We start from the raw sequence: 20,140 nt of genomic DNA, 5'->3' as shown, positions 1-20,140 counted from the left end.
GGGTTTACTCCGGCGCGATCGAGTGGATCAGTTCGACGACGCGGGTCAGCACCGCAGCGTCCGTCTCCGGGGGGACGCCGTGGCCCAGGTTCAGGACGTGGCCCGGAGCCGAGGCGCCGGCCTTGATGACGTCGCGGACGTGGGCCTCGAGGATGTCCCAGGGGGCGGACAGCAGCGCGGGGTCGATGTTGCCCTGCAGCGGCACGGTCCCGCCGAGCCGGCGGTTGGCCTCGTCCAGCGGGAGCCGGTAGTCGACCCCAACGACGTCGACGCCGACGTCGCGCATTGCCACCAGCAGCTCCGAGGTGCCGGTGCCGAAGTGGATCAGCGGCGCCCCGAGGTGCCGGACGTGGTCCAGGGCGCGGGCCGATGCCGGGGCCACGAAGCGGGTGTAGTCGGCCAGGCCCAGCGAGCCGGCCCAGGAATCGAAGAGCTGCCCGGCGGAGGCGCCGGCCTCCAGCTGTGCGCGCAGGAACAGCCCGGAGGCGTCCGCTGCCCAGTTGGCCAGCGCGGTCCAGGTCTCGGGATCCGCGTGCATCATGGTGCGCGGGCCGAGATGGTCGCGGGAGGGCTTGCCCTCCACCATGTACGCGGCCAGCGTGAAGGGCGCTCCTGCGAAGCCGATCAGGGGCGTGGTGCCGAGTTCGGCCACGGTGAGCCGGACGGCCTCGCGGATCGGCTCCAGGGCCTCCCAGGTGAGCCGGGGCAGGGCGGCGACGTCGGCGGCGGTGCGCACCGGCTTCTCGAGCACCGGACCGACGCCGGGAACGATGTCCACGCCGACGCCTGCCAGCTTGAGCGGAATGACGATGTCGGAGAAGAAGATCGCCGCATCGACGTCGTGCCTGCGCACGGGCTGGAGGGTGATTTCGGAGGCGAGCTCGGGGCGCAGGCAGGAATCGAGCATGGCCACACCCTCGCGCACCTTGAGGTACTCGGGCAGCGAGCGGCCGGCCTGGCGCATGAACCAGACGGGACGCCGGGAAGGCTTGCCGCCCCGGTAGGCGGTGATCAGCGGCGAGTCGGCGGTGCGGCCGTCCATCAGGGGGTGGCCGGCGTCGAGACTGTGGAGTGCCGTGCCGTCGGTTGCAGAGCCGTGGGAGGCAGGGCCGTTGAGTGCAGTGCCGATAACAGCAGTGCCGTTCGTTGCCGCGGAGCTAGGAGTCATGCCTCTGATTGTGCCGAAAATCGGCCTCAAAAGATAACGACAACCTGTCAAGGACAGCCGGCCAGGAGCGCGCCGTGAGGTGAATCACAACCCGGGGTGGGCAGTCCCACGCCCGGTAGTTGTTCTACACGGATGCGAAAAAGCTATGATTGTCCTGCTGTGGTTCTTTTCTCATTGGTGGCTACACACGCCGACATCGACCTGGAGACCGTTGCTCAACTGAGCACCGGCGCTTCCGGGCTTGCCACATCCGCCCTCGCCGGATCGCCGGCCGTGGCGGGTGCCGTTGTCCTTGCCACCTGCAACCGCTTTGAAATTTACGGCGAAGCGCCGCACCCGGACGACGTCGAGGCGGCCCGCGCCGCGCTGGTCTCCCAGATCAGCGGCGCCAGCGGACTCAGCGAACAGCTCGTCTCCCGGTCCTTTAGTACGCGTACCGGCCCGGACGTCACCCGCCACTTGTTCGCGGTCAGCTCCGGACTTGATTCCGCTGTCGTCGGGGAACGCGAAATCGCCGGCCAGGTCCGCCGCGCACTGATTGCCGCGCAGCACGATGGAACCGCCAGTTCCGGCCTTGTCCGGCTCTTCCAGGCGGCGTCCAAGACCGCCAAGGACGTCGGGGCGCAGACGGCGCTCGGCTCGCGCGGACTGTCGATCGTCTCGGTCGCCCTTGACCTCGCCACCGACCTTTCCGAGAATCCCGACTGGTCGAGCAAGAAGGCCGTCGTCTTCGGCACCGGTGCCTACGCCGGAGCCACCATGTCGCTGCTGCGCGAACGCGGCTGCACCGACATCTCCGTCTTTTCCTCCTCCGGCCGCGCGGCCGCCTTCGTCGCTACCCGCGGCGGGATCGCCCTTGACAGCGACTCCCTGCCGGGCGCCGTCGCGGCTGCCGATGTGATGATCGGCTGCAGCGGCTCCGACAACCGCGTCGAGGCCGCCGAGCTAGCCCGGATCCGGTCCGCGTCGCCGCAGCCGCTGATCGCTATCGACCTGGCCCTCACGCATGATTTCGACCCCGCCGTGGCCGAGCTCGACGGCGTCGAGCTGCTCACGCTGGAGTCCGTCCGGCTGGCAGCGCCGCAGGAGCAGGCCGAATCGCTGAACCAGGCCAGCGGCATCGTCGACGGCGCCGCGACGGCCTTTGAGCAGGAGCGCGAGGCGCGCTCCGTCGATTCGGCCATCGTCGCGCTACGCCGCCACACCATGGACGTGCTCGACGCCGAGATGGAAAAGGTGCGCGCCCGCCACGGCTGCACCGCTGCCGCGGAAGAGGTCGAATTCGCGCTCCGCCGGATGGTCAAGCAGCTGCTGCACGTGCCCACCGTCCGAGCCCGCGACCTCGCAGCAAACGGCCAGCAGGACGACTACGTGGCCGGGCTCGAGGCCGTCTACGGCATCACGGTTGAGCAGCCGGCGGCACCCCGCGCAGCGTCCGGGACCGAGGCGGAATGCCCCGTGGACCACGCTTCGCGTCCTTCCGCCGACAACACGCGGGAAACGGCCTAGTCCTCCTCACTTACCGGCCCGGCATGTTGCCGCCCGGCTGGCTGGGCGGCCAGCCCGGCTGACTGGGCGGCCAGCCCGGCGGTTAGTCCTCCTGCGCGGCGAACGCGTTGACGCCCGTCAGTTCGGCGGACAGTTGCCAGAGCCGCGCCGCGTCCGCCCGGTCGACAGCGTGCGCGTCCACTCTCCTGACCCGCGCTTCGGGCGATCCGGGCTCGGTGGGCTCGGCAATGTCGCAGTCCTCGCAGTAGACGCCGCCCTTGCCCGCAAGCTGTGGGGACGTGGCCGCCCAGACCGAGGTCGCGGCGCCCTGGGCCGGCGTCTTGAACCGCTCGTTGAGGTTCCCTTCCGCGTCCATCCAGCCCGAAGCGATCATTTCCTCCCGGGGCAGGTGCCGCTGCAGTTCGGTCATGATGCCGCCCGGGTGCACGGCAAAGGCCCGGACGCCGGCGCCCTGGCCGAGCGCATCCAGCTGCACGGCGAACAGCGCGTTCGCGGTCTTCGCCTGTCCGTAGGCCTTCCATTTGTCGTAGCCGGAGGTGAAGTTGATGTCCTCGAACCGGATTGGCGAGAGCTTGTGGCCGGTGGAGGACAGGGCCACCACCCGCGCGCCGTCCCCCGCCGACAGCGCGGGCCAGAGCAGGTTCGTGAGCACGTAGTGGCCCAGATGGTTGGTTGCGAACTGGGATTCCCAACCCGGGCCCACCCGTTGTTCCGGGCAGGCCATGATCGCCGCGTTGTTGATCAGGATGTCCAGGCTGCCGCCTTCGCCGAGGAAGTCGGAGGCAAGGAACCCGGCCGCGAACTCCCGCACGCTGGCCAGCTCGGCCAGGTCCAGCCCCGCCACCCGGACCCCCTCGAGGCCCGCCCCGTCCAGGACCGCGCGGGCGTGCTCCGGCCGCCTGGCCGGCACCATCACCCGGGCGCCCGCTGAAGCCAGCGCCCGCACCGTTTCCAGTCCGAGACCCGAGTAACCGCCAGTGACGACGGCGGTCTTCCCGCCCAGGTCCACGCCCGCGATCACCTCCGCCGCCGTCGAGCGCGGACCGAAGCCCGAGCCGATCTTGTGCTGAGGGGTCAAACTGGTCTCTTCACTCATGGCAGTGGCTCTCCGGTAGGGGGACGGGATAACTTGCAGGGGGCCGGGCGGTCGGACGCGAGTCAGTACACGGGTTTTTCCGGCTCCACCTCGCGCACCCAGGCAAGGATGCCGCCTTCCAGGTGGCTGACCCGTTCGTAGCCGGCGGCCCGTGCGGCCGCGAGCACGGCCGCGGAACGGGTTCCGCCCTTGCAGTGGAACACAATGTCCGTGTCCTGCGGCAGCTCGGCCCACGCATCGCCGGCCAGGATCCTGCCCTGCGGGATCAGCGTGGCTCCGTCGATGCTGACAATGTCGAATTCCCCGCTTTCGCGCACGTCCACGAGCTGGAAATCCTTCAGCCCGGCCTTGCGGGAGGCCAGCATGGTGGCCAGCTGGGTGGCGGTGACGGTGTGTTCGGTCCCGGCGTCCGCGGCAGGGGCAATCCCGCAGAAGGCCTCGTAGTCGGTCAGTTCGGTGACGCGCGGGGCTTCGGGATCCCTGGCGACCTTGATTTCCCGCCAACTACCGCCGAGCGCGTCGAACAAAGCCACCCTGCCCAGCAGAGAACGCCCGACGCCGGTGATCAGCTTCACCGCTTCGGTCACCATCAGGGAACCGACGGCGGCGCACAGCATGCCGAACACGCCACCCTCCCCGCAGGAAGGCACCGAGCCCGCGGGCGGCGCTTCGGGGTAGAGGTCCCGGTAGGTCGGGCCGTGCTGCTCCCAGAAGACGCTGACCTGCCCGTCGAAGCGGAAGATCGAGCCCCACACGTAAGGCTTTCCGAGGATCGCCGCCGCGTCGTTGACCAGGTAACGGGTGGCGAAATTGTCCGCGCCGTCGATGATCAGGTCGTAGCCGGCGAAGAGCTCCAGCGCGTTGGAGGCATCCAGCCTGACGTTGTGCAGCCGGACATCCACCAGCGGGTTCAGCGCGGCGATCGCGTCGCGGGCGGACTCGGTCTTGGGCCGGCCGACGTCGGCCACACCGTGGATCACCTGGCGCTGGAGGTTGCTGAGATCGACGTCGTCGTCGTCGATGATGCCCAGCGTTCCCACCCCGGCGGCGGCGAGATAGAGCAGGGCGGGCGAGCCGAGGCCGCCGGCGCCGATCACCAGGACCTTCGCATTTTTCAGCCGGCGCTGCCCGAGCGTCCCGATCTCCGGAATGATCAGGTGGCGGGAGTACCGCTCCACCTCGTCCGGCGTCAGCGCGTCCCCGGGTTCGACCAGCGGTCCGGGCGCCGGCGGCGGGGTGGTGGGGGTTCCGTTCGAGGTCAACTGGGAAGCCATACTTCAATGTATGCCCGAAGATGCCGCCAGGTCATATTACCCCCGCGTAAAGTGGAGCTAACAGCGAGGGAAAGAAGGCGGACAGTGGTTCATCAGGCACCGGATGCGCGGGGACAGACCGGAAAGCCGGCGGCCGGCAACGGCCGGAGCGGGAGCCCGCGTTCGGCACGGCTGCCGCGCGATGAACGGCGGGCGCAGCTGCTGGCCGCCGCGCAGGAGGTCTTCGTAGCCAACGGCTACCATGGCGCCGCCATGGACGAGATCGCGGAGACCGCGCGGGTGAGCAAGCCCGTGCTTTACCAGCACTTCCCGTCCAAGCGCGAGCTGTATCTTGCCCTGCTGGACAGCCATTTGTCGGCCCTCACGGACCTGCTGCTCGGTGCGCTGAACTCCACCACCGACAACGATGAGCGCGTCCAGGCGGTCATGCGGGCCTACTTCCATTTCATCGCCAACGACGACCAGGCGCACCGGCTGGTCTTCGAATCGGACCTGGTCAATGACCACGATGTGAGCGCCCGGCTGGAAACGTTCAACAAGACCTTTGCGGACGCGATCGCGAAGGTCATCGCGGAGGACACCAAACTGCCGCTGCTCGAAGCCCAGCTCCTGGGCCGCGGCCTGTCCGGAATGGCGCAGGTCAGCGCGAGGTACTGGCTGGAAACCGACGGGAACCTCGACATCGATGTGGCCAGCGACCTGATCTACCGTTTAGCTTGGCGCGGAATCTCGCGCTTCCCCAAGGAGTCCTAGACTACAAATAGAGAGACCCTCGAAGAGACAACTCGTAGAGAACACCTCGTAGAGAAATCTTCTCGAGAAAACTTGAACACTTTGATTGGCTGGGAGGCCTTGCTGTGGAAGTAAAGATCGGCATTCAGAACATCGGCCGCGAAATTGCCCTCGAATCCAACCAGGACGCGGACGCGGTGGCGAAGCTTGTGGGCGAAGCGCTCTCCAAGGGCACCGAACTCCGCCTGACCGATGAGAAGGGCCGCCAGATCATCATCCCGGCGAACGTCCTGGGCTACGTGGAAATCGGGGCCGAAGAGGTCCGCCGCGTCGGCTTCGGCGCCCTCTAGGCCCCACCCCGCAACCGCAGCCCGAACCTCAACCCGCAGTTCACAAAGGAGTCCGAATGCTGTCCCTGATTGTGGTGGCCATGGTGGCCGTGGCCGCGGGCTTTGTGGTCTGGGCTAACGACAAGCGGCATGCCAAGTACGGCATCACCGTCCCGGCCGGAATCGCCCTCGGCGTCGGGATGCTGAGCTGGACCATCTTCATGGCGGCCGGCTTCGGCTACCAGCCCGGCCTGACCTGGATCCCGTGGGTGCTGCCCCTGCTGCTGGGCGCCGCGGCGGCCATCGGCGCGGTGCTGTACCTAGGCCGGTCCCGCACCCGGCAGGACACCGCCCGGATGACCGCCATCCTGCGCCTCTAACGAGCTGAACAAAGCTGTGGCCACTCCCCGACGGGAGTGGCCACACTGCTTTAAACGAGCTACGTGGATTCCTGAAGGACCCAGCGGTTGCCGTCCGGGTCGCTGAAATACGCGAAGGCGATCCCGCCGAGGTCCTGGACCTCGCTGATCTCCGCGCCCCGTCGAAGCAGTTCGGCGCGGATGGACGCCATGTCCGGGACCACCAGCTGCAGGCCCTCCAGGCTTCCCGGGGCCATTCCGGTCATTCCCGTGCCGATGACGATCGAGGCGGCGGAGCCGGGCGGCGTCAGCTGGACCACCCGCATGCCCGGAATATATTCCACGTCGTGGTCCAGGGCGAAGCCCAGCTTCTCGGTATAGAACAACTTGGCCGCGTCCACGTCCGCGACCGGCACCTGGACAACCTCAAGTCTCATCTCATATGCCATGCCCGGTCCCCCCTGCTACGAGCCGAACGGCCACACTGGCCGGATCTCGATCTTGCCGAACCGAGCCATCGGGTGCTTTGACGCTACCTCGATCGCCTCATCGAGATCGGCGCAGGAGATGATGTCATAGCCCGCGACCCATTCCTTCGTTTCGGCGAACGGGCCATCGACGACAATCAACTGCCCTTCCCGCACCGCGACGGTAGTCGCGTCGTCGACGGGGCGCAGCCTGTCACCATGGCGGGCGATGCCCCGGGCTTCCACCTCCGCCGACCATTCCTCGATGTTGTCTTCCGCTGGCACATATGCCGGCGCTGTGGGATCGGTGCAGATGAAAAGCATGTAGTCCACGATGGCTCCTTCTAGTAGGTCGATACACCTATCCAACGACGAAGCGGCCGCCAATACGACAACTGCCGCGGAATTTCTTTGGGAACGGCCCTCCCGCCGGTGCCTCCGTCCCCGGTGGCGCTACAGGAACTCGGCCCTTCCTTCCATCGCGGAGGAGGCCAGGGCGTGTTCGCGGCGCGGGATCCGGCCGGCCAGCCGTGCCATCCGGCCGGCCGTCACGGCGTGCCGGAACGCCTCCCCCATCAACGCCGGATCCTGGGCGCGGGTCACGGCGGTGGCGAGCAGCACCGCGTCGCAGCCCAGTTCCATCGCGAGCGCGGCGTCGGAGGCAGTGCCTATGCCGGCGTCGAGCACCACCGGCACCGAGGCACGGGAGACGATGAGTTCGATGTTGTGCGGGTTCAGGATGCCGAGGCCAGTGCCGATCGGGGCGCCCAGCGGCATGACGGCGGTGGCGCCGAGGTTTTCCAGCCGGAGGGCAAGCACGGGGTCGTCATTCGTGTAGGCAAAGACTTTGAAGCCGCGTGCCACAAGCTGTTCGGTTGCCTCCACCAGTTCCAGCGCGTCCGGCAGCAGGGTGTGCTCGTCCGCGATCACCTCAAGCTTCACCCAGTCCGTCTCCAGTGCTTCGCGCGCCAGTTCGGCCGTGAGCACGGCGTCCCGGGCGGTGAAGCAGCCGGCGGTGTTGGGCAGCACCCGGATGTTGTTCTCTGCCAGTAGCTGGAACAGCGAACCGCTCTCGGCCGGTGAGTAGCGGCGCATCGCCACCGTGGTGAGTTCCGTTCCGGAGGCCAGCAGCGCGGCGCCGAGCCCGTCGAGGCTGGGGGCGCCGCCGGTGCCCATGATGAGGCGGGAGCCCAATTCCACGCCGTCGACCGTCAGCACATCCCGCCGCGCCGTCCGGGTGCCGTTCAGTGCGGTTTCTTCCATGGTGTTCATCCTCCCTGTACTGCCGTGACGAGTTCGACGTCGTCGCCCTCGGCGAGCGCGGTCGCGTGCCACTGGCTGCGCGGCACCACCTCGGCGTTGCGGGCGACGGCGACGCCGAGTTTCCGGCCGTCGGTGGCCTGTCCGTCGGCGGCCAGCGCGCGGCCGGTGACCCCGCTGACCAAAGCGCCAACCGTGGCGCCGTCGTCTACGGCGTGCTGCGCTCCGTTGAGCCTGATATTCATGCTGTCATCCTGTCTTTTGCGGAGGCGATTGCGGGTTGGGCGTGCTGCCCTGATGGGTCCTGGGTGGGGGAAGGCCGGCGGTGTGAGAAGCGGTCCGGACGGAAACCGGCCCAGCGCGGCTCGGACTGACCGTCCAGCAGGGCCCGGCAGACTGCCCCTGCCACCGGGGTGAGGAGCACGCCGTGCCGGAAGAAGCCGGTGGCGATGATGAGCCCTTCGAGATCCTCCCCGTGCCCGGGGCCCGCGACGCGCCCCAGCAGCGGAGCGTTGTCAGGGGTTCCGGGCCGTGCCCGAGCGGTGGCCTCGAGCAGTTCCAGTTCGGCGACGGCCGGGAGCAGCTGTTGGGCATCGCGCAGCAACTGGTACACGCCGCCGGCGGAGACCGCACCGGGCTCAGAGGGCGCATCCTCGCGCTGGGTTGCGCCGATCACCACCGTGCCGTCCTCCCGCGGGACGATGTACACCGGGACCCCGCGGACCAGGCCCCGCACGGTCGAGCGCAGCAGCGGCTGCAGCCGTGCCGGCACCCGGAGCCGGAGGATGTCCCCGTAGACCGGACGCAGCGGCAGGGCCAGTCCCGACGGAAGGCCCTGCAGTTCACCCGCCGCCAGGCCGTTGGCCACGATCGTCTCCCCGGCCGTGAGCTCCCCGCCGCCTTCGAGCCGGACCCCGGCGACCCGGTCACCATCCCAGAGCAGCCCGGCCGCGCGGCGGCGCACGGCTGTGAAGCGGCTGTCCGCGGCCAGCAGCGAAGCGATCCGGGCCAGCAGCCGGCGCGGGTCCACCTGATGGTCGGCCGGGATGTCGAAGGCGCAGGAAATGCCGGGGCTGAGCAGGGGTTCACGGCCGCGGGCCTCGCGCACGGTCAGCGGCTCCACGGCCAGGCCTGAGGCCTGCTGCACGGTCCGCAGGTCCGCGAGCGCCCGCCGGTCCGCGGCGTCCGCGCCCACGGCGAGGGTCGGCGTCGTGAGGTAGCCGGTGCCGCCGCCGTCGGCGCTGACGTCGGTGCTGCCGTCGGCGCCGCCCTCGGTTCTGGCGTCGGCCAGGCTCGCGGCGAACTCCGGCCACAGCCGTGACGCTTCCAGCATCAGGGCCAGGAGATCCTCCTCCTGGTAGTGGAGTTCGCTCACGGGCGCCAGCATGCCGGCGGCGGCCCAGCTGGCCCCGGTACCGGGGGCGTCGTCGACCAAGGCGACGGTACGGCCCGAACGGTGGACTTCCCAGGCGATGCCGTGGCCGATTACTCCCCCGCCGATGACGACGACGTCGAAAGAGCCGGCGGCGGCGCCGGTGGCGGATGTGACGGGTGGTGGGACGGATGGGTCCATCGGGGTTCCTTCCCTACGCCGGTACTAGCCGGATCAGGTCAAGCGGTCGGCTCTGACGCCCTCTCAGCCCGGCGGCCGTGTTACGGCTCGCGCGGGCTCCCGCGGTATGCGCCCAGTTTAGAGGAACTAGGCTTGGAGCATGAGCCAGGATGTCCACACCACCGCCCGCCTGTACCTGTGCACCGATGCCCGGAAAGAGCGCGGCGACTTCGAAGACTTCGTGGACGCTGCCTTCTCCGGCGGCGTCGACATCATCCAGTTGCGGGACAAGACCTTGGAGGCAGCCGAGGAACTCGAACTGCTTGAGGTCCTGCACTCCGTGGCGCGGCGGCATGGCCGGCTCTGGGCGGTGAATGACCGGGCCGACCTGGCGTCGCTGGCCGGCGCGCCGGTCTTCCACATCGGGCAAAAGGACATTCCGTTCGCCGCGGCCCGGGATTTCCTGGGCAAGGGCACCGTGATCGGCATGTCAACGCACACCCCGGAACAGGTCGACGCGGCGATCGCCGCTTCCCCGGGCCGGGGCGGCCTGGATTACTTCTGCGTGGGGCCGGTCTGGGCTACTCCCACGAAGCCGGGCCGCGCCGCCGTCGGCCTGGACCTGGTGCGCTATGCCGCCGCCGCGATCGCCCGTGCCGAGGCCGCCGACGTCGGGAGGGTCGCCGGGGTGGTGCCGTGGTTCGCGATCGGCGGCATCGACCTTGGCAACGTCGAAGAGGTGGTTGACGCCGGGGCCCGGCGGATCGTGGTGGTCCGGGCGATCACCGAGGCCGCAGACCCGGCCGCGGCGGCACAGGCCCTACTCGCCTCGCTCGACGCCGGAGACGACGCCGACGCGGACGCCGACGCCCGCAGCGGCGCGGGGAATAACTAGGCGGCGAGTCCCAGCTCGGACATCCGGCGGGAATGGGCGGCAGCGAGTTCGGCTGTGAGTTCACGGGCGAGCTGGCCGGCCCGGGCCTCGTCCGTACCGGTCAGGCCGCCGAGGAAGGCATGCTCAACGCTGACCCGCTGGGCCTGGGTCAGGGCCTCGCCGAGCAGCCGCCGCGTCCACAGGGCCAGCCTCGACGCCAGCCGCGGATCATCGGCGAGCGCAGCCTTGAGCCGGTCCCGCAGCACCACTGTCGCGTCCCCGGCCGCCTGAACGCGTTCAATCAGCCCGGCGGTCCCGGCGTCGGCATACCCGGAAATGGACCGGTAGAAGTCCGCCGACACGGTGTCGATCACGTAGGCCTTCATGAGCGACTCATGCCAGTCGGCGGGGCGGGTGCGCTCGTGGAAGTGGTCCACCGAGGGCTGGAAGGGCAGCATGGCCTCCTCCGCGTCGACTCCCATCTCCGCCAGCTGCGCGCTGACCAGTTCAAAGTGCTGGAACTCGACGACGGCGAGCCGGCCCAGCGCTACCCGGTCGTGCAGGGTGGGTGAATACCGGGCGTCGGAGGACAGCCGTTCGAAGGCCGACAGCTCCCCATAGGCCATGACGCCCAGCAGGTCCCGGAGGAAACGGTTGTAGCGTGCAGGCTCGGCCGGGGAGGTGCTCATGCTCCAAGACTAGTAGCCGAAATCGGGCTAACCTGATTTCGTGTCTCATCATCGCCTGACTCCGAGCGTCCGCCAGCAGAAGAACCGGCTCGCCGAAGCCCTCAACGCGTTGCGCACCGTCCTGGAGCTGCCCGGGCCGTTTCCGGAGGACGTGCTGCGGGATGCCGAGGCGGCCGTCGCCAGCCATGAGATGCCGGAGCTGGACCTGACGCACGTGAAGTTCGTGACCATCGATCCGGCCTCCTCGACGGACTTGGACCAGGCACTCTTCATTGACCGTGCCGGCGAGGGGTACAAGGTCTTTTACGCGATCGCCGATGTGCCCTCCTTCGTGGCCCCGGGGGGCGCGCTGGACGCCGAGACCCGGCGCCGGGGCCAGACGTTCTACACCCCGGACGGCCGCATCCCGCTGCACCCCGAGGTCATCAGCGAGGCGGCCGGGAGCCTGCTGGCCGGCCAGCTCTGCGCGGCGTTCGTCTGGGAGTTCGAGCTCGACGCCGCCGCCGAGGTGTCCACCGTATTGGTCCGCCGGGCCCAGGTCCGCAGCCGGGCCAAGCTCAGTTACCACGGCGTGCAGGCCGAGCTCGATGGCGGCAGCGCTGACCCTGTGCTGCAGCTGCTCAAGGAAGTCGGCGGCAAGCGGGTGGAACTGGAACGCCTGCGCGGCGGTGCCAGCCTGAATATGCCGGAGCAGGAAATCGAACAGCTCCCCGACGGCGGGTACCGGATCGTCGCAGCGCCACCGCTGCCGGTGGAGGACTGGAACGCCCAGATTTCGCTGATGACCGGGATGGCCGCGGCGGAGCTCATGCTGCAGGGCAAGGTCGGCATCCTGCGGACCATGCCCGCACCGGATGAGAGTTCGCTGCGGCATTTCCGGCGCCAGACCGGCGCGCTCGGAAAGCCCTGGGACGGCCGGATCAGCTACGGGGAATACCTTCGCACCCTGGACCCCACCGATCCGCGCCAGCTTGCCATCGTGCACTCGGCCGGGATGCTCTTCCGCGGCGCCGGCTACACCCACTTCGACGGCGCGGTCCCGGAGGACGCCATCCAATCCGCCATCGGCGCGGCCTACGCCCACTCCACCGCCCCGCTGCGGCGCTTGATCGACCGCTTCGTCCTGGTCATCTGCGAGGCCCTGTCCAACGGCGCCGAGGTTCCAGGCTGGGCCCGCGAGGCGCTCCCCTCGCTCCCGGCCATCATGGCGGCCTCGGACCAGCTGGCCGCGAGGCTGGAGCGGCTGTCGCTGGACACCGTGGAGGCGGCCCTGCTGAGCAACCACATTGGGCAGGAGTTCGACGCCGTGGTCATCTCCGGTTCGAAGCCGGCGAAGAACGGCAACGGCAAGAACGGCGCCCCTAACGGGACCCCTAACGGCAACGGAAACGGCAACGGGAACGGCAAGGGCAACGGCCCGTCCGGGATCGTGCAGATCGCCGAGCCCGCCGTGACCGCCCGGTGCCCCGGCGAGCTGGAATCCGGAACCCAGGTCCGGGTACGGGTGCTGTCCGCGGACATCGCCACCCGGGAGGTCCGGCTCGAACTCGTAGGCTGATGTTCGGGCCCGGGACGGCCTTGGTCCCTGCCGGGGTCGTGCCTCTGCCCTGCCGGGGCCGTGCCGCTGGCTCGCCGCACCGCGGCCTCCGGTCAAGGTTCCGAACGGCGAACAGCTAGACTGGAAGGGTAGTAATGGATGCCCGGTCGTTGATTTCCATGTTTTTCGAATTCAACAAGCCCGCCCCTACGCGATCTTGAGACACACCCGCTGGTCCCAGTGCCAGCAATTAGATAGCCCGCGATCGGCTTCCACTGGACTTGCTTGCGCCCCTGAGCGTGCTCCGGAACGGCCCTGCGCCGGCCCCGTTGAGCAAGCAGCGCAGCCCAAATGAATAAGGAAACTCCCCTGTGAGTGAATTGCACACGCACCAGCTTCTGACTGACGAATCCGGCACGGAATCGCTTGAGCCGGAAGAGACCATCATCTCGGACGAGACCCCGCACGAAATCGCGGAAAAGTCCTTCGCCGACTACAACGTCCGCGCCGACATCGTTGAATCCCTCGCCGACGCCGGGATCACGCACCCCTTCCCCATCCAGGCCATGACGCTGCCGGTCGCCCTCGGCGGCCACGACATCATCGGCCAGGCCAAAACCGGCACCGGCAAGACCCTCGGCTTCGGCATCCCGGCCCTGCAGCGCGTCGTCGGGCGCGACGACGCGGGCTTCGACAAGCTCCCCGCACCCGGAGCCCCGCAGGCCCTTGTGATCGTCCCGACCCGTGAACTCGCCGTGCAGGTAGCCAGCGATTTGCAGAACGCGGCCAAGAAGCGCAACGCCCGCATCACCACGATCTACGGCGGCCGCGCATACGAACCGCAGGTCGAGGCTCTGCAGCAGGGCGTCGAGATCGTCGTGGGCACCCCCGGGCGACTGATCGACCTTTACAAGCAGAAGCACCTGGTCCTCAAGAACGTCAAGATGGTCATCCTGGACGAGGCCGATGAAATGCTGGACCTTGGCTTCCTGCCGGACGTTGAGACCCTCATCGCCGGCACCCCGGCCGTGCGCCAGACCCTGCTGTTCTCGGCCACCATGCCCGGCCCGGTCATCGCGATGGCCCGCCGCTACATGAGCCAGCCCACCCACATCCGCGCCGCGGACCCCGAGGACGAGGGCCTGACCAAGCGCGACATCCGCCAGCTCATCTACCGTGCCCACAGCATGGACAAGATTGAAGTGGTGTCCCGCATCCTGCAGGCCCGCGGCCGCGGCCGGACCATCATCTTCACCAAGACCAAGCGCACCGCCGCCAAGGTCGCCGAGGAACTCGTGGACCGCGGGTTCGCCGCGGCCGCCATCCATGGCGACCTCGGCCAAGGTGCCCGCGAGCAGGCGCTGCGCGCCTTCCGCAACAACAAGGTGGACGTCCTGGTCGCCACCGACGTCGCCGCGCGCGGCATCGACGTCGACGACGTCACGCACGTGATCAACTACCAGTGCGTCGAGGACGAGAAGATCTACCTGCACCGCGTCGGCCGCACCGGCCGCGCAGGCAACAAGGGCACGGCCGTCACCTTCGTGGACTGGGACGACATGCCGCGCTGGGGCCTGATCAACAAGGCCCTCGGCCTGAGCGTGCCCGAGCCGGTCGAGACCTACTCCTCCTCGCCGCACCTGTACGAGGAACTGGACATCCCCGAGGGCACCAAGGGCCGCCTGCCGCGCGACAAGCGAGTGCTCGCAGGCGTCGACGCCGAAGTCCTCGAGGACCTCGGCGAGACGGGCAAGAAGAACGTGCGCGGCAGCGCAAAGGACAGCGGACGGGGCAGCGGACGCTCCGGCTCCCGCGAGGGCGGAGGCTCCGCCGGACGTGAAGGCTCCCGCGAGGGCGGCCGCTCCGCCGGACGTGAAGGCTCCCGCGAGGGCGGCCGCTCCGCCGGACGTGAAGGCTCCCGCGAGGGCGGCCGCTCCGCCGGACGTGAAGGCTCCCGCGAGGGCGGCCGCTCCGGTGAGCGCCGTCGTCGTTCGCCCGAGAAGGAATCCGCCGCCGGGCCCGCCGAGGCAAGCGCCCCGGCAACGGCAAAGGCCCCGACCGAGGTCGACCGGGCCACCCACGCACGCCGCCGGACCCGCACCCGCCGCCGCAACGGCGAAGTGGTCGCCGGCGAGGCACAGGGCGGCGCCCCGGCACGCAGCACCGAGGCCTAATCCCCACCATGTCTGACACCGTCTGGGCGCCGGACGGCAGCAACCTGGTGGTTCACGCGGATAACGCGGAGTACCTCCCGACGCTGCCGGACGGCGCCTTCACACTCATTTACGTGGACCCGCCCTTCAACACGGGCCGGGTCCAGCGGCGCCAGGAAACCAAGATGGTGCTAAACACCGGAGGCGAGGGCGACCGCGTCGGCTTCAAGGGCCGCTCCTACGACACCATCAAGGGCGCGCTGCACAGCTACGACGATGCCTTCAGCGACTACTGGTCCTTTTTGGAGCCCCGGCTCGTCGAAGCCTGGCGGCTGCTCGCCGACGACGGCACCCTGTACCTGCACCTCGACTACCGCGAGGTGCACTACGCCAAGGTCATGCTGGATGCGATCTTCGGCCGCGAATGCTTCCTCAACGAGATCATCTGGGCCTACGACTACGGCGCCCGGGCCAAGTTCCGCTGGCCGACCAAGCACGACAACATCCTCGTGTACGTAAAGAACCCGGCGAAGTACCACTTCGACAGCGCCGAAGTGGACCGGGAGCCGTACATGGCACCCGGGCTGGTCACCCCGGCCAAACGCGAACTCGGCAAGCTGCCCACCGACGTCTGGTGGCACACGATTGTCTCGCCCACCGGCAGGGAAAAAACCGGCTACCCGACGCAGAAGCCCGAGGGCCTGATCCGGCGGGTAGTGGCGGCTTCCAGCCGCCCCGGGGACTGGTGCCTGGACTTCTTCGCCGGCTCCGGCACGCTCGGCGCCGTGGCGGCGAAGCTCGACCGGAAGTTCGTTTGCGTAGACCAGAACCAGGCCGCCGTCGATGTCATGGCCAAACGGCTCGGCGCGCACGCCGACTTCGCGGAAGTGCCGGGGACCCAGCCCCCGGCACTCCCCTACTAGCTCGCAGTTGTTGTCGTTTTGAGGGTCCAAAACGACAACACCTGCCAGTCAGTTGGGCGGCTCCGTCAGGTCCAGCTCTTGACGAAGGCGTGCACGGCGTCGGCGATCATCTGCACCGCGATCGCCGAGAGCAGCAGGCCGGCGATGCGGGTGACCAGTTCGACGCCGTTCTCCCCGAGCGCGCGCTGCACGACCCCGGCGAAGCGCATCGCCAGGTAGAGGGATGCGAGCGTCACGGCAATGCCCAGCCCGACGGCGAGGTATTGCGCCATGCTGCTCGAGCGCTGGACAAACACCATGACGGCAACAATCGCGCCCGGTCCCGCCATCAGCGGTGTCCCCAGCGGCACGAACGCGACATTCTTGTACTTGGCGGCGTTCTCCTCGCCCCCGGTGGAGCCGGTGAGCAGCTGCAGCGCGATCAGCACGAGCAGCAGGCCGCCGGCGCCCTGCAGCGCCGCAAGCGAGATGTGCATGTAGTTCAGGATGGACTGCCCGAAAATCGCGAAGGTCACGATCACGCCGGTGGCCACGAGGAGCGCCTGCAGCGCCGACAGGTTACGGTCCCGGGCGTCCATCTGGGCCGTGAGCGACATGAAGATCGGCACCGTCCCGGGCGGATCCATGATCACGAACAGCGTGACGATCACGGAGGCCAGGAGCTGAAGGTCAATCCACTCCATCAGCGCACCACGGACGATCCGGTGCCCAGTTCCTCGATCCGTGCGAACACTTCAGGGGCGGTCAGGTTTTCGCCCAGAAGGTTTGGTTTGCCGGTTCCGTGGTAGTCGGAGGAGCCGGTCACGAGAAGGCCGTGCCGCTCGGCGAGGCGGCGCAGGAAGGCCCGGCCCTCCTCCGGGTTGTCCCGGTGGTCGATCTCCAGCCCGGCCAGGCCGGCGTCGATCATTTCCCGGTAGGTGGCCTCGCCCACGATCCGTCCGCGCGAGGACGCCACGGGGTGGGCGAACACGGGCACCCCTCCGGCGTCGCGGACCAGTTCGACGGCGTAGGCCGGGTCCGGCGCGTAGTGCTGGACCCAGTACCGGGAACGCGAGGTCAGGATCGATTCGAAGGCCTCGCTGCGGTCCTCGACCACGCCCGCGGCCACGAGGGCGTCGGCGATGTGTGGCCGGCCCAGGGTGGCGCCGGGGGCAACGTGGTGGATGACGTCGTCCCAGGTCAGCGGGTAGTCCTCGGCGAGCAGGCTGACCATCCGCTCGGCCCGGGTGAAGCGGGCGTCCTTGGCTTTGGTGATTTCCTCCAGCAGCCCGGCGTGGGCCGGGTCGTGCAGGTAGCTGAGCAGGTGGACGCTGACGCCTTCGCTGGTCCGGCAGGAGATCTCCATGCCGGGCACCAGGGCCACGCCGTGTTTCCGGGCCGCGGTGGAGGCCTCGGCCCAGCCGTCGGTGGAGTCGTGGTCGGTCAGGGCGACGACGTCGAGCCCGGCTTCCGCAGCGGACGCGATCACCTCCGCGGGCGCTTGGGTGCCGTCGGAAACATTCGAGTGGGCATGCAGGTCAATCCTCACCTGCTAAGCCTAGTAGATCCGCCGGTGCTGCTTGTTGGCCTAAGCCGCGCAGCTGGTGAGACTATGGGACGGTGAACGATGCAGATAACACCCAAGTCTCCGCTTCCCAGCCCCTTGAAGAGCGCGTCAACAACCGCTCGCAGCGGCCCAGCTCCGATGCCTTCAAGGCATTCATGGCCAGCAACTGGGCCCCGGCCCGGGAGCAGCTGCCCGAACTGGACGCCGTCGCCGGCCACGCCGCCGCCCGCCGCCGGGCCATCTCAGAGTTGTTCAAAGGTGAACGACTGGTCATCCCCGCCGGGCCCCTGAAGGTGCGCTCCAACGACTGCGACTACCGGTTCCGTCCGCACTCCGGCTTCGCGCACCTCACCGGCCTGGGCCTGGACCATGAGCCCGACGCCGTGCTCATCCTTGAGCCCGTCGACGAGGGCGAGGGCGACGACGGCGGCCACCACCGCGCGACCCTCTACTTCCGCCCGCTGGCCGGGCGGGACACCGAGCAGTTCTACGCAGACTCCCGCTCGGGCGAGTTCTGGATCGGCGCCCGGCCGACCCTCGCGGAATTCAAGGCCCAGCTGGGACTCGAGACCGCGGACCTGGCCGAACTCGAACTCGCCATCACCAAGAACGTGGGCGCCCCGGAAATCGGCGGCATCTCGATCCGGCTGGTGCGCAAAGTGGACGAGAACATCGATGCGCTCGTGGACACCGCCCGCTACAACACCGCCAAGGATCCGGAGAACCTGGACCTGGGCGTCCTGGACGCGCTCGATGAGAAGCTCAGCGAGGCCCTCTCCGAGCTGCGCCTGATCAAGGACGAATGGGAAGTGGAACAGATGAAGACCGCCGTGGCCGCCACGGTGGAGGGCTTCACCGAGGTGGTCAAGGCCCTGCCGCGGGCCCTCACCCACCGCCGCGGCGAGCGCGTCGTCGAGGGCGCGTTCTTCGCCCGGGCCCGCGAAGAGGGCAACGAGCTGGGCTACGACACCATCGCCGCCTCCGGCAACAACGCCACCGTGCTGCACTGGACCCGCAACACCGGCAAGGTCACTGCCGGTGAGCTGCTGCTGCTGGACGCAGGCGTCGAGGCTGACTCCCTGTACACCGCGGACATCACCCGCACCCTGCCGGCCAACGGCACCTTCTCCGAAGTCCAGCGCAAGGTCTACGAGGCCGTGCTCGACGCCGCCGACGCCGGCTTCGCCGCCGCGCAGCCCGGCACCAAGTTCCGCGACATCCACACCGCCGCCACCACCGTGCTGGCCGAGCGCCTCGCCGAATGGGGCCTGCTGCCGGTGTCCGTCGAGGAGGCCATCAGCCCCGAGGGCCAGCAGCACCGCCGCTGGATGCCGCACGGTACCAGCCACCACCTTGGACTGGACGTGCACGACTGCGCCCAGGCCAAGCGCGAGCTGTACCTGGACGGAATCCTGGAGCCCGGCATGGTCTTCACGATCGAACCCGGGCTGTACTTCAAGGAGGAGGACCTCGGGATTCCGGCCGAGTACCGCGGCATCGGCGTCCGGATCGAGGACGACATCCTGATGACTGCCGACGGCCCGGTCAACCTGAGCGCCGCGCTGCCGCGCAAGGCCGACGACGTCGAGTCCTGGATGGCGGGCATCTACCAGGACGTTGAGGCCCAGCAGCCCTAGGCCGGGCAAGACAAGAGATCAGGCCAGACCAGAGGCCGGAACTGACAAAAGTAAGGACCGCCGGAAACCATTCCGGCGGTCCTTTCTTTTTATGTCCTTCTACCCTTAGCCCTGGCCGCCGTCCCGGCGGGGGTCGTGCTCGCCGGGCTCTTCCGGGCGGGACTCTCCGTGGCGGGGTTCGGGCTGGCCCGGTTCTCCCTGCCTGTGTTCTCCCTGCTGGGGTTTATCCGTGACCCGGACCCCGTACTGCGGCCGCCCGTCGGGCAGGTCCGGGTAGCTGACAGCCGAGGGGCGGGCCGGTTCCGCTTCCTGTGCCGGGTGGCCGCCGCCTGCCGCCGGCTGCCCGGCGCCGGGGGTCCGCTGGCCGTAGGGATCGCTCCACCCGGCGGGACGCTGCGGCATGGGGCCCTGCCCCTGCTGGCCGGGCTGCTGCTGCGGGCCGGGCTGATACTGGCCCGGTTGCTGCGGGCCGGGCTGGAACGGCTGGTGCTCGTGCTGCTGGTAGCCCGGGACGGATGCGTCACGCTGGGTCATCGGCAGCTGGTGCAGCAGGCGGCGCGCCTCATGGGCTGCCTCGAAGGCCACCACGACGTCGTAGTTCGTCGCGACCACCTGGCTCGTAGAGGTGAAGTCACGCTTGCCGCGCTGCATCGCGTAGGTGACGATGCCGAACAGCATAAAGAAGGCCGCGCCCATCAGCACCGAGGTGACGATCGAGAAGTACCCGCCGGACTCCGAGAAGAAGGAGAGCATCACGCCCACGAAGAGGCCGAACCACATCCCGCTCAACGCGCCGGAGAGCGCAACGCGGGGGTAGGTAAGCCGGCCGGTCACGCGCTCCACCATCTTCAGGTCGTTGCCGACGATCGAGACCAGCTGAACGGGAAACTGCTGGTCCGCCAGGTAGTCCACCGCCTTCTGGGCGTCCAGGTAGGAGTTGTAGGAACCGACCGTGTCCCCCTTGGGAACAGCGCGGGACTCATCCGCCCCGCCGGGGACGCCTGCCTTTGGACCACCGAAAATGTTTGACATACG

At 68.8% G+C, this 20,140-nt stretch carries 21 protein-coding genes; 9 read left to right on the top strand and 12 right to left on the bottom strand.

Going from position 1 to position 20,140, the window contains the following annotated elements; all coding sequences use genetic code 11:
- Nucleotides 1–4 precede the first annotated feature (4 nt).
- A complete protein-coding gene (gene hemE, locus AC1DNC_RS13625; protein ID WP_476863066.1) occupies nt 5–1,168 on the bottom strand; it encodes a uroporphyrinogen decarboxylase in 1,164 nt (387 codons plus the stop codon).
- Nucleotides 1,169–1,327: 159 nt separating this feature from the next.
- Between hemE and AC1DNC_RS13620 the strand changes: the two genes are divergently transcribed.
- Nucleotides 1,328–2,677: a glutamyl-tRNA reductase gene (locus AC1DNC_RS13620; protein ID WP_476863065.1), complete on the top strand. Its 1,350-nt coding sequence runs from the start codon at nt 1,328–1,330 to the stop codon at nt 2,675–2,677.
- A gap of 82 nt (nt 2,678–2,759) precedes the next feature.
- Here AC1DNC_RS13620 and AC1DNC_RS13615 read toward each other — a convergent pair whose 3' ends face one another.
- Nucleotides 2,760–3,755 carry an SDR family NAD(P)-dependent oxidoreductase gene (locus AC1DNC_RS13615; RefSeq protein WP_476863064.1) on the bottom strand — a complete coding sequence of 332 codons (996 nt, stop codon included), beginning with the start codon at nt 3,753–3,755 and terminating at the stop codon, nt 2,760–2,762.
- Between the two features lie 80 nt (nt 3,756–3,835).
- Complete coding sequence (moeB, locus tag AC1DNC_RS13610) at nt 3,836–5,047, bottom strand: molybdopterin-synthase adenylyltransferase MoeB (protein ID WP_476863063.1); 1,212 nt, start codon at nt 5,045–5,047, stop codon at nt 3,836–3,838.
- An 84-nt stretch (nt 5,048–5,131) separates the two neighbouring features.
- Here moeB and AC1DNC_RS13605 point away from each other — a divergent pair, with 84 nt between their 5' ends.
- From AC1DNC_RS13605 to AC1DNC_RS13595, 3 genes are all read left to right on the top strand, one after another.
- Nucleotides 5,132–5,800: a TetR/AcrR family transcriptional regulator gene (locus tag AC1DNC_RS13605; protein ID WP_476863062.1), complete on the top strand. Its 669-nt coding sequence runs from the start codon at nt 5,132–5,134 to the stop codon at nt 5,798–5,800.
- 104 nt (nt 5,801–5,904) lie between these two features.
- Nucleotides 5,905–6,129 (top strand): DUF3107 domain-containing protein, encoded by a 225-nt coding sequence (locus AC1DNC_RS13600; protein ID WP_307035058.1) that lies wholly within the window; start codon nt 5,905–5,907, stop codon nt 6,127–6,129.
- A gap of 56 nt (nt 6,130–6,185) precedes the next feature.
- On the top strand, nt 6,186–6,488 hold the full coding sequence (locus tag AC1DNC_RS13595; RefSeq protein ID WP_476863061.1) for a hypothetical protein: 303 nt from the start codon (nt 6,186–6,188) through the stop codon (nt 6,486–6,488).
- A 59-nt stretch (nt 6,489–6,547) separates the two neighbouring features.
- Here AC1DNC_RS13595 and AC1DNC_RS13590 read toward each other — a convergent pair whose 3' ends face one another.
- The 5 genes from AC1DNC_RS13590 to thiO all read right to left on the bottom strand — a co-directional run bounded on the left by AC1DNC_RS13590 (nt 6,548) and on the right by thiO (nt 9,767).
- Nucleotides 6,548–6,904, bottom strand: coding sequence for a VOC family protein (locus tag AC1DNC_RS13590; protein WP_476863060.1), 357 nt, complete (start codon nt 6,902–6,904; stop codon nt 6,548–6,550).
- A 27-nt stretch (nt 6,905–6,931) separates the two neighbouring features.
- The gene (locus tag AC1DNC_RS13585; RefSeq protein WP_476863209.1) at nt 6,932–7,258 is read right to left on the bottom strand and encodes a YciI family protein; all 327 of its coding nucleotides are present in this window, start codon (nt 7,256–7,258) and stop codon (nt 6,932–6,934) included.
- Between the two features lie 129 nt (nt 7,259–7,387).
- Complete coding sequence (locus tag AC1DNC_RS13580; RefSeq protein ID WP_476863059.1) at nt 7,388–8,197, bottom strand: thiazole synthase; 810 nt, start codon at nt 8,195–8,197, stop codon at nt 7,388–7,390.
- 5 nt (nt 8,198–8,202) lie between these two features.
- On the bottom strand, nt 8,203–8,439 hold the full coding sequence (gene thiS, locus AC1DNC_RS13575) for a sulfur carrier protein ThiS (RefSeq protein WP_476863058.1): 237 nt from the start codon (nt 8,437–8,439) through the stop codon (nt 8,203–8,205).
- Nucleotides 8,436–9,767, bottom strand: a complete 1,332-nt coding sequence (gene thiO / locus AC1DNC_RS13570; protein ID WP_476863057.1) for a glycine oxidase ThiO — start codon at nt 9,765–9,767, stop codon at nt 8,436–8,438. Before thiO ends, thiS begins: the two co-directional genes overlap by 4 nt.
- Before the next feature lie 139 nt (nt 9,768–9,906).
- Between thiO and thiE the strand changes: the two genes are divergently transcribed.
- Nucleotides 9,907–10,641 carry a thiamine phosphate synthase gene (gene thiE, locus AC1DNC_RS13565; RefSeq protein WP_476863056.1) on the top strand — a complete coding sequence of 245 codons (735 nt, stop codon included), beginning with the start codon at nt 9,907–9,909 and terminating at the stop codon, nt 10,639–10,641.
- Here thiE and AC1DNC_RS13560 read toward each other — a convergent pair.
- The gene (locus AC1DNC_RS13560; RefSeq protein WP_476863055.1) at nt 10,638–11,309 is read right to left on the bottom strand and encodes a ferritin-like fold-containing protein; all 672 of its coding nucleotides are present in this window, start codon (nt 11,307–11,309) and stop codon (nt 10,638–10,640) included. The genes thiE and AC1DNC_RS13560 overlap by 4 nt on opposite strands.
- 40 nt (nt 11,310–11,349) lie before the next feature.
- Here AC1DNC_RS13560 and AC1DNC_RS13555 point away from each other — a divergent pair, with 40 nt between their 5' ends.
- The 3 genes from AC1DNC_RS13555 to AC1DNC_RS13545 all read left to right on the top strand — a co-directional run bounded on the left by AC1DNC_RS13555 (nt 11,350) and on the right by AC1DNC_RS13545 (nt 15,922).
- Nucleotides 11,350–12,867: an RNB domain-containing ribonuclease gene (locus tag AC1DNC_RS13555; protein ID WP_476863054.1), complete on the top strand. Its 1,518-nt coding sequence runs from the start codon at nt 11,350–11,352 to the stop codon at nt 12,865–12,867.
- Between the two features lie 350 nt (nt 12,868–13,217).
- Nucleotides 13,218–15,020, top strand: a complete 1,803-nt coding sequence (locus AC1DNC_RS13550) for a DEAD/DEAH box helicase (protein WP_476863053.1) — start codon at nt 13,218–13,220, stop codon at nt 15,018–15,020.
- Between the two features lie 8 nt (nt 15,021–15,028).
- Nucleotides 15,029–15,922, top strand: a complete 894-nt coding sequence (locus AC1DNC_RS13545) for a DNA-methyltransferase (protein WP_476863052.1) — start codon at nt 15,029–15,031, stop codon at nt 15,920–15,922.
- 65 nt (nt 15,923–15,987) lie between these two features.
- On the opposite strand, the gene AC1DNC_RS13540 is transcribed toward AC1DNC_RS13545, so the two are convergent.
- Entirely contained in the window at nt 15,988–16,596 is a 609-nt protein-coding gene (locus tag AC1DNC_RS13540; protein ID WP_476863208.1) for a MarC family protein, read from the bottom strand.
- A gap of 8 nt (nt 16,597–16,604) precedes the next feature.
- Nucleotides 16,605–17,450 (bottom strand): PHP domain-containing protein, encoded by an 846-nt coding sequence (locus tag AC1DNC_RS13535; protein ID WP_476863051.1) that lies wholly within the window; start codon nt 17,448–17,450, stop codon nt 16,605–16,607.
- Between the two features lie 71 nt (nt 17,451–17,521).
- On the opposite strand from AC1DNC_RS13535, the gene AC1DNC_RS13530 reads away from it, so the two are divergent.
- On the top strand, nt 17,522–19,105 hold the full coding sequence (locus tag AC1DNC_RS13530) for an aminopeptidase P family protein (protein ID WP_476863050.1): 1,584 nt from the start codon (nt 17,522–17,524) through the stop codon (nt 19,103–19,105).
- Between the two features lie 105 nt (nt 19,106–19,210).
- Here AC1DNC_RS13530 and AC1DNC_RS13525 read toward each other — a convergent pair whose 3' ends face one another.
- Nucleotides 19,211–20,137, bottom strand: a complete 927-nt coding sequence (locus tag AC1DNC_RS13525; protein WP_476863049.1) for a YflT domain-containing protein — start codon at nt 20,135–20,137, stop codon at nt 19,211–19,213.
- Nucleotides 20,138–20,140 lie beyond the last annotated feature (3 nt).

It is taken from the genome of Arthrobacter sp. 01N442, assembly GCF_056399345.1.
Note: the sequence above shows the minus strand (reverse complement) of the source record. Positions and strands in the feature narration are given on the sequence as shown.

Excerpts from the sequence above, each read along its gene's own strand:
- hemE (WP_476863066.1), bottom strand. The coding sequence starts at position 1,168 with ATGACTCCTAGCTCCGCGGCAACGAACGGCACTGCTGTTATCGGCACT.
- moeB (WP_476863063.1), bottom strand. The coding sequence starts at position 5,047 with ATGGCTTCCCAGTTGACCTCGAACGGAACCCCCACCACCCCGCCGCCG.
- AC1DNC_RS13595 (WP_476863061.1), top strand. The coding sequence starts at position 6,186 with ATGCTGTCCCTGATTGTGGTGGCCATGGTGGCCGTGGCCGCGGGCTTT.
- AC1DNC_RS13590 (WP_476863060.1), bottom strand. The coding sequence starts at position 6,904 with ATGAGACTTGAGGTTGTCCAGGTGCCGGTCGCGGACGTGGACGCGGCC.
- AC1DNC_RS13585 (WP_476863209.1), bottom strand. The coding sequence starts at position 7,258 with ATGCTTTTCATCTGCACCGATCCCACAGCGCCGGCATATGTGCCAGCG.
- AC1DNC_RS13580 (WP_476863059.1), bottom strand. The coding sequence starts at position 8,197 with ATGGAAGAAACCGCACTGAACGGCACCCGGACGGCGCGGCGGGATGTG.
- thiS (WP_476863058.1), bottom strand. The coding sequence starts at position 8,439 with ATGAATATCAGGCTCAACGGAGCGCAGCACGCCGTAGACGACGGCGCC.
- thiO (WP_476863057.1), bottom strand. The coding sequence starts at position 9,767 with ATGGACCCATCCGTCCCACCACCCGTCACATCCGCCACCGGCGCCGCC.
- thiE (WP_476863056.1), top strand. The coding sequence starts at position 9,907 with ATGAGCCAGGATGTCCACACCACCGCCCGCCTGTACCTGTGCACCGAT.
- AC1DNC_RS13560 (WP_476863055.1), bottom strand. The coding sequence starts at position 11,309 with ATGAGCACCTCCCCGGCCGAGCCTGCACGCTACAACCGTTTCCTCCGG.
- AC1DNC_RS13545 (WP_476863052.1), top strand. The coding sequence starts at position 15,029 with ATGTCTGACACCGTCTGGGCGCCGGACGGCAGCAACCTGGTGGTTCAC.
- AC1DNC_RS13525 (WP_476863049.1), bottom strand. The coding sequence starts at position 20,137 with ATGTCAAACATTTTCGGTGGTCCAAAGGCAGGCGTCCCCGGCGGGGCG.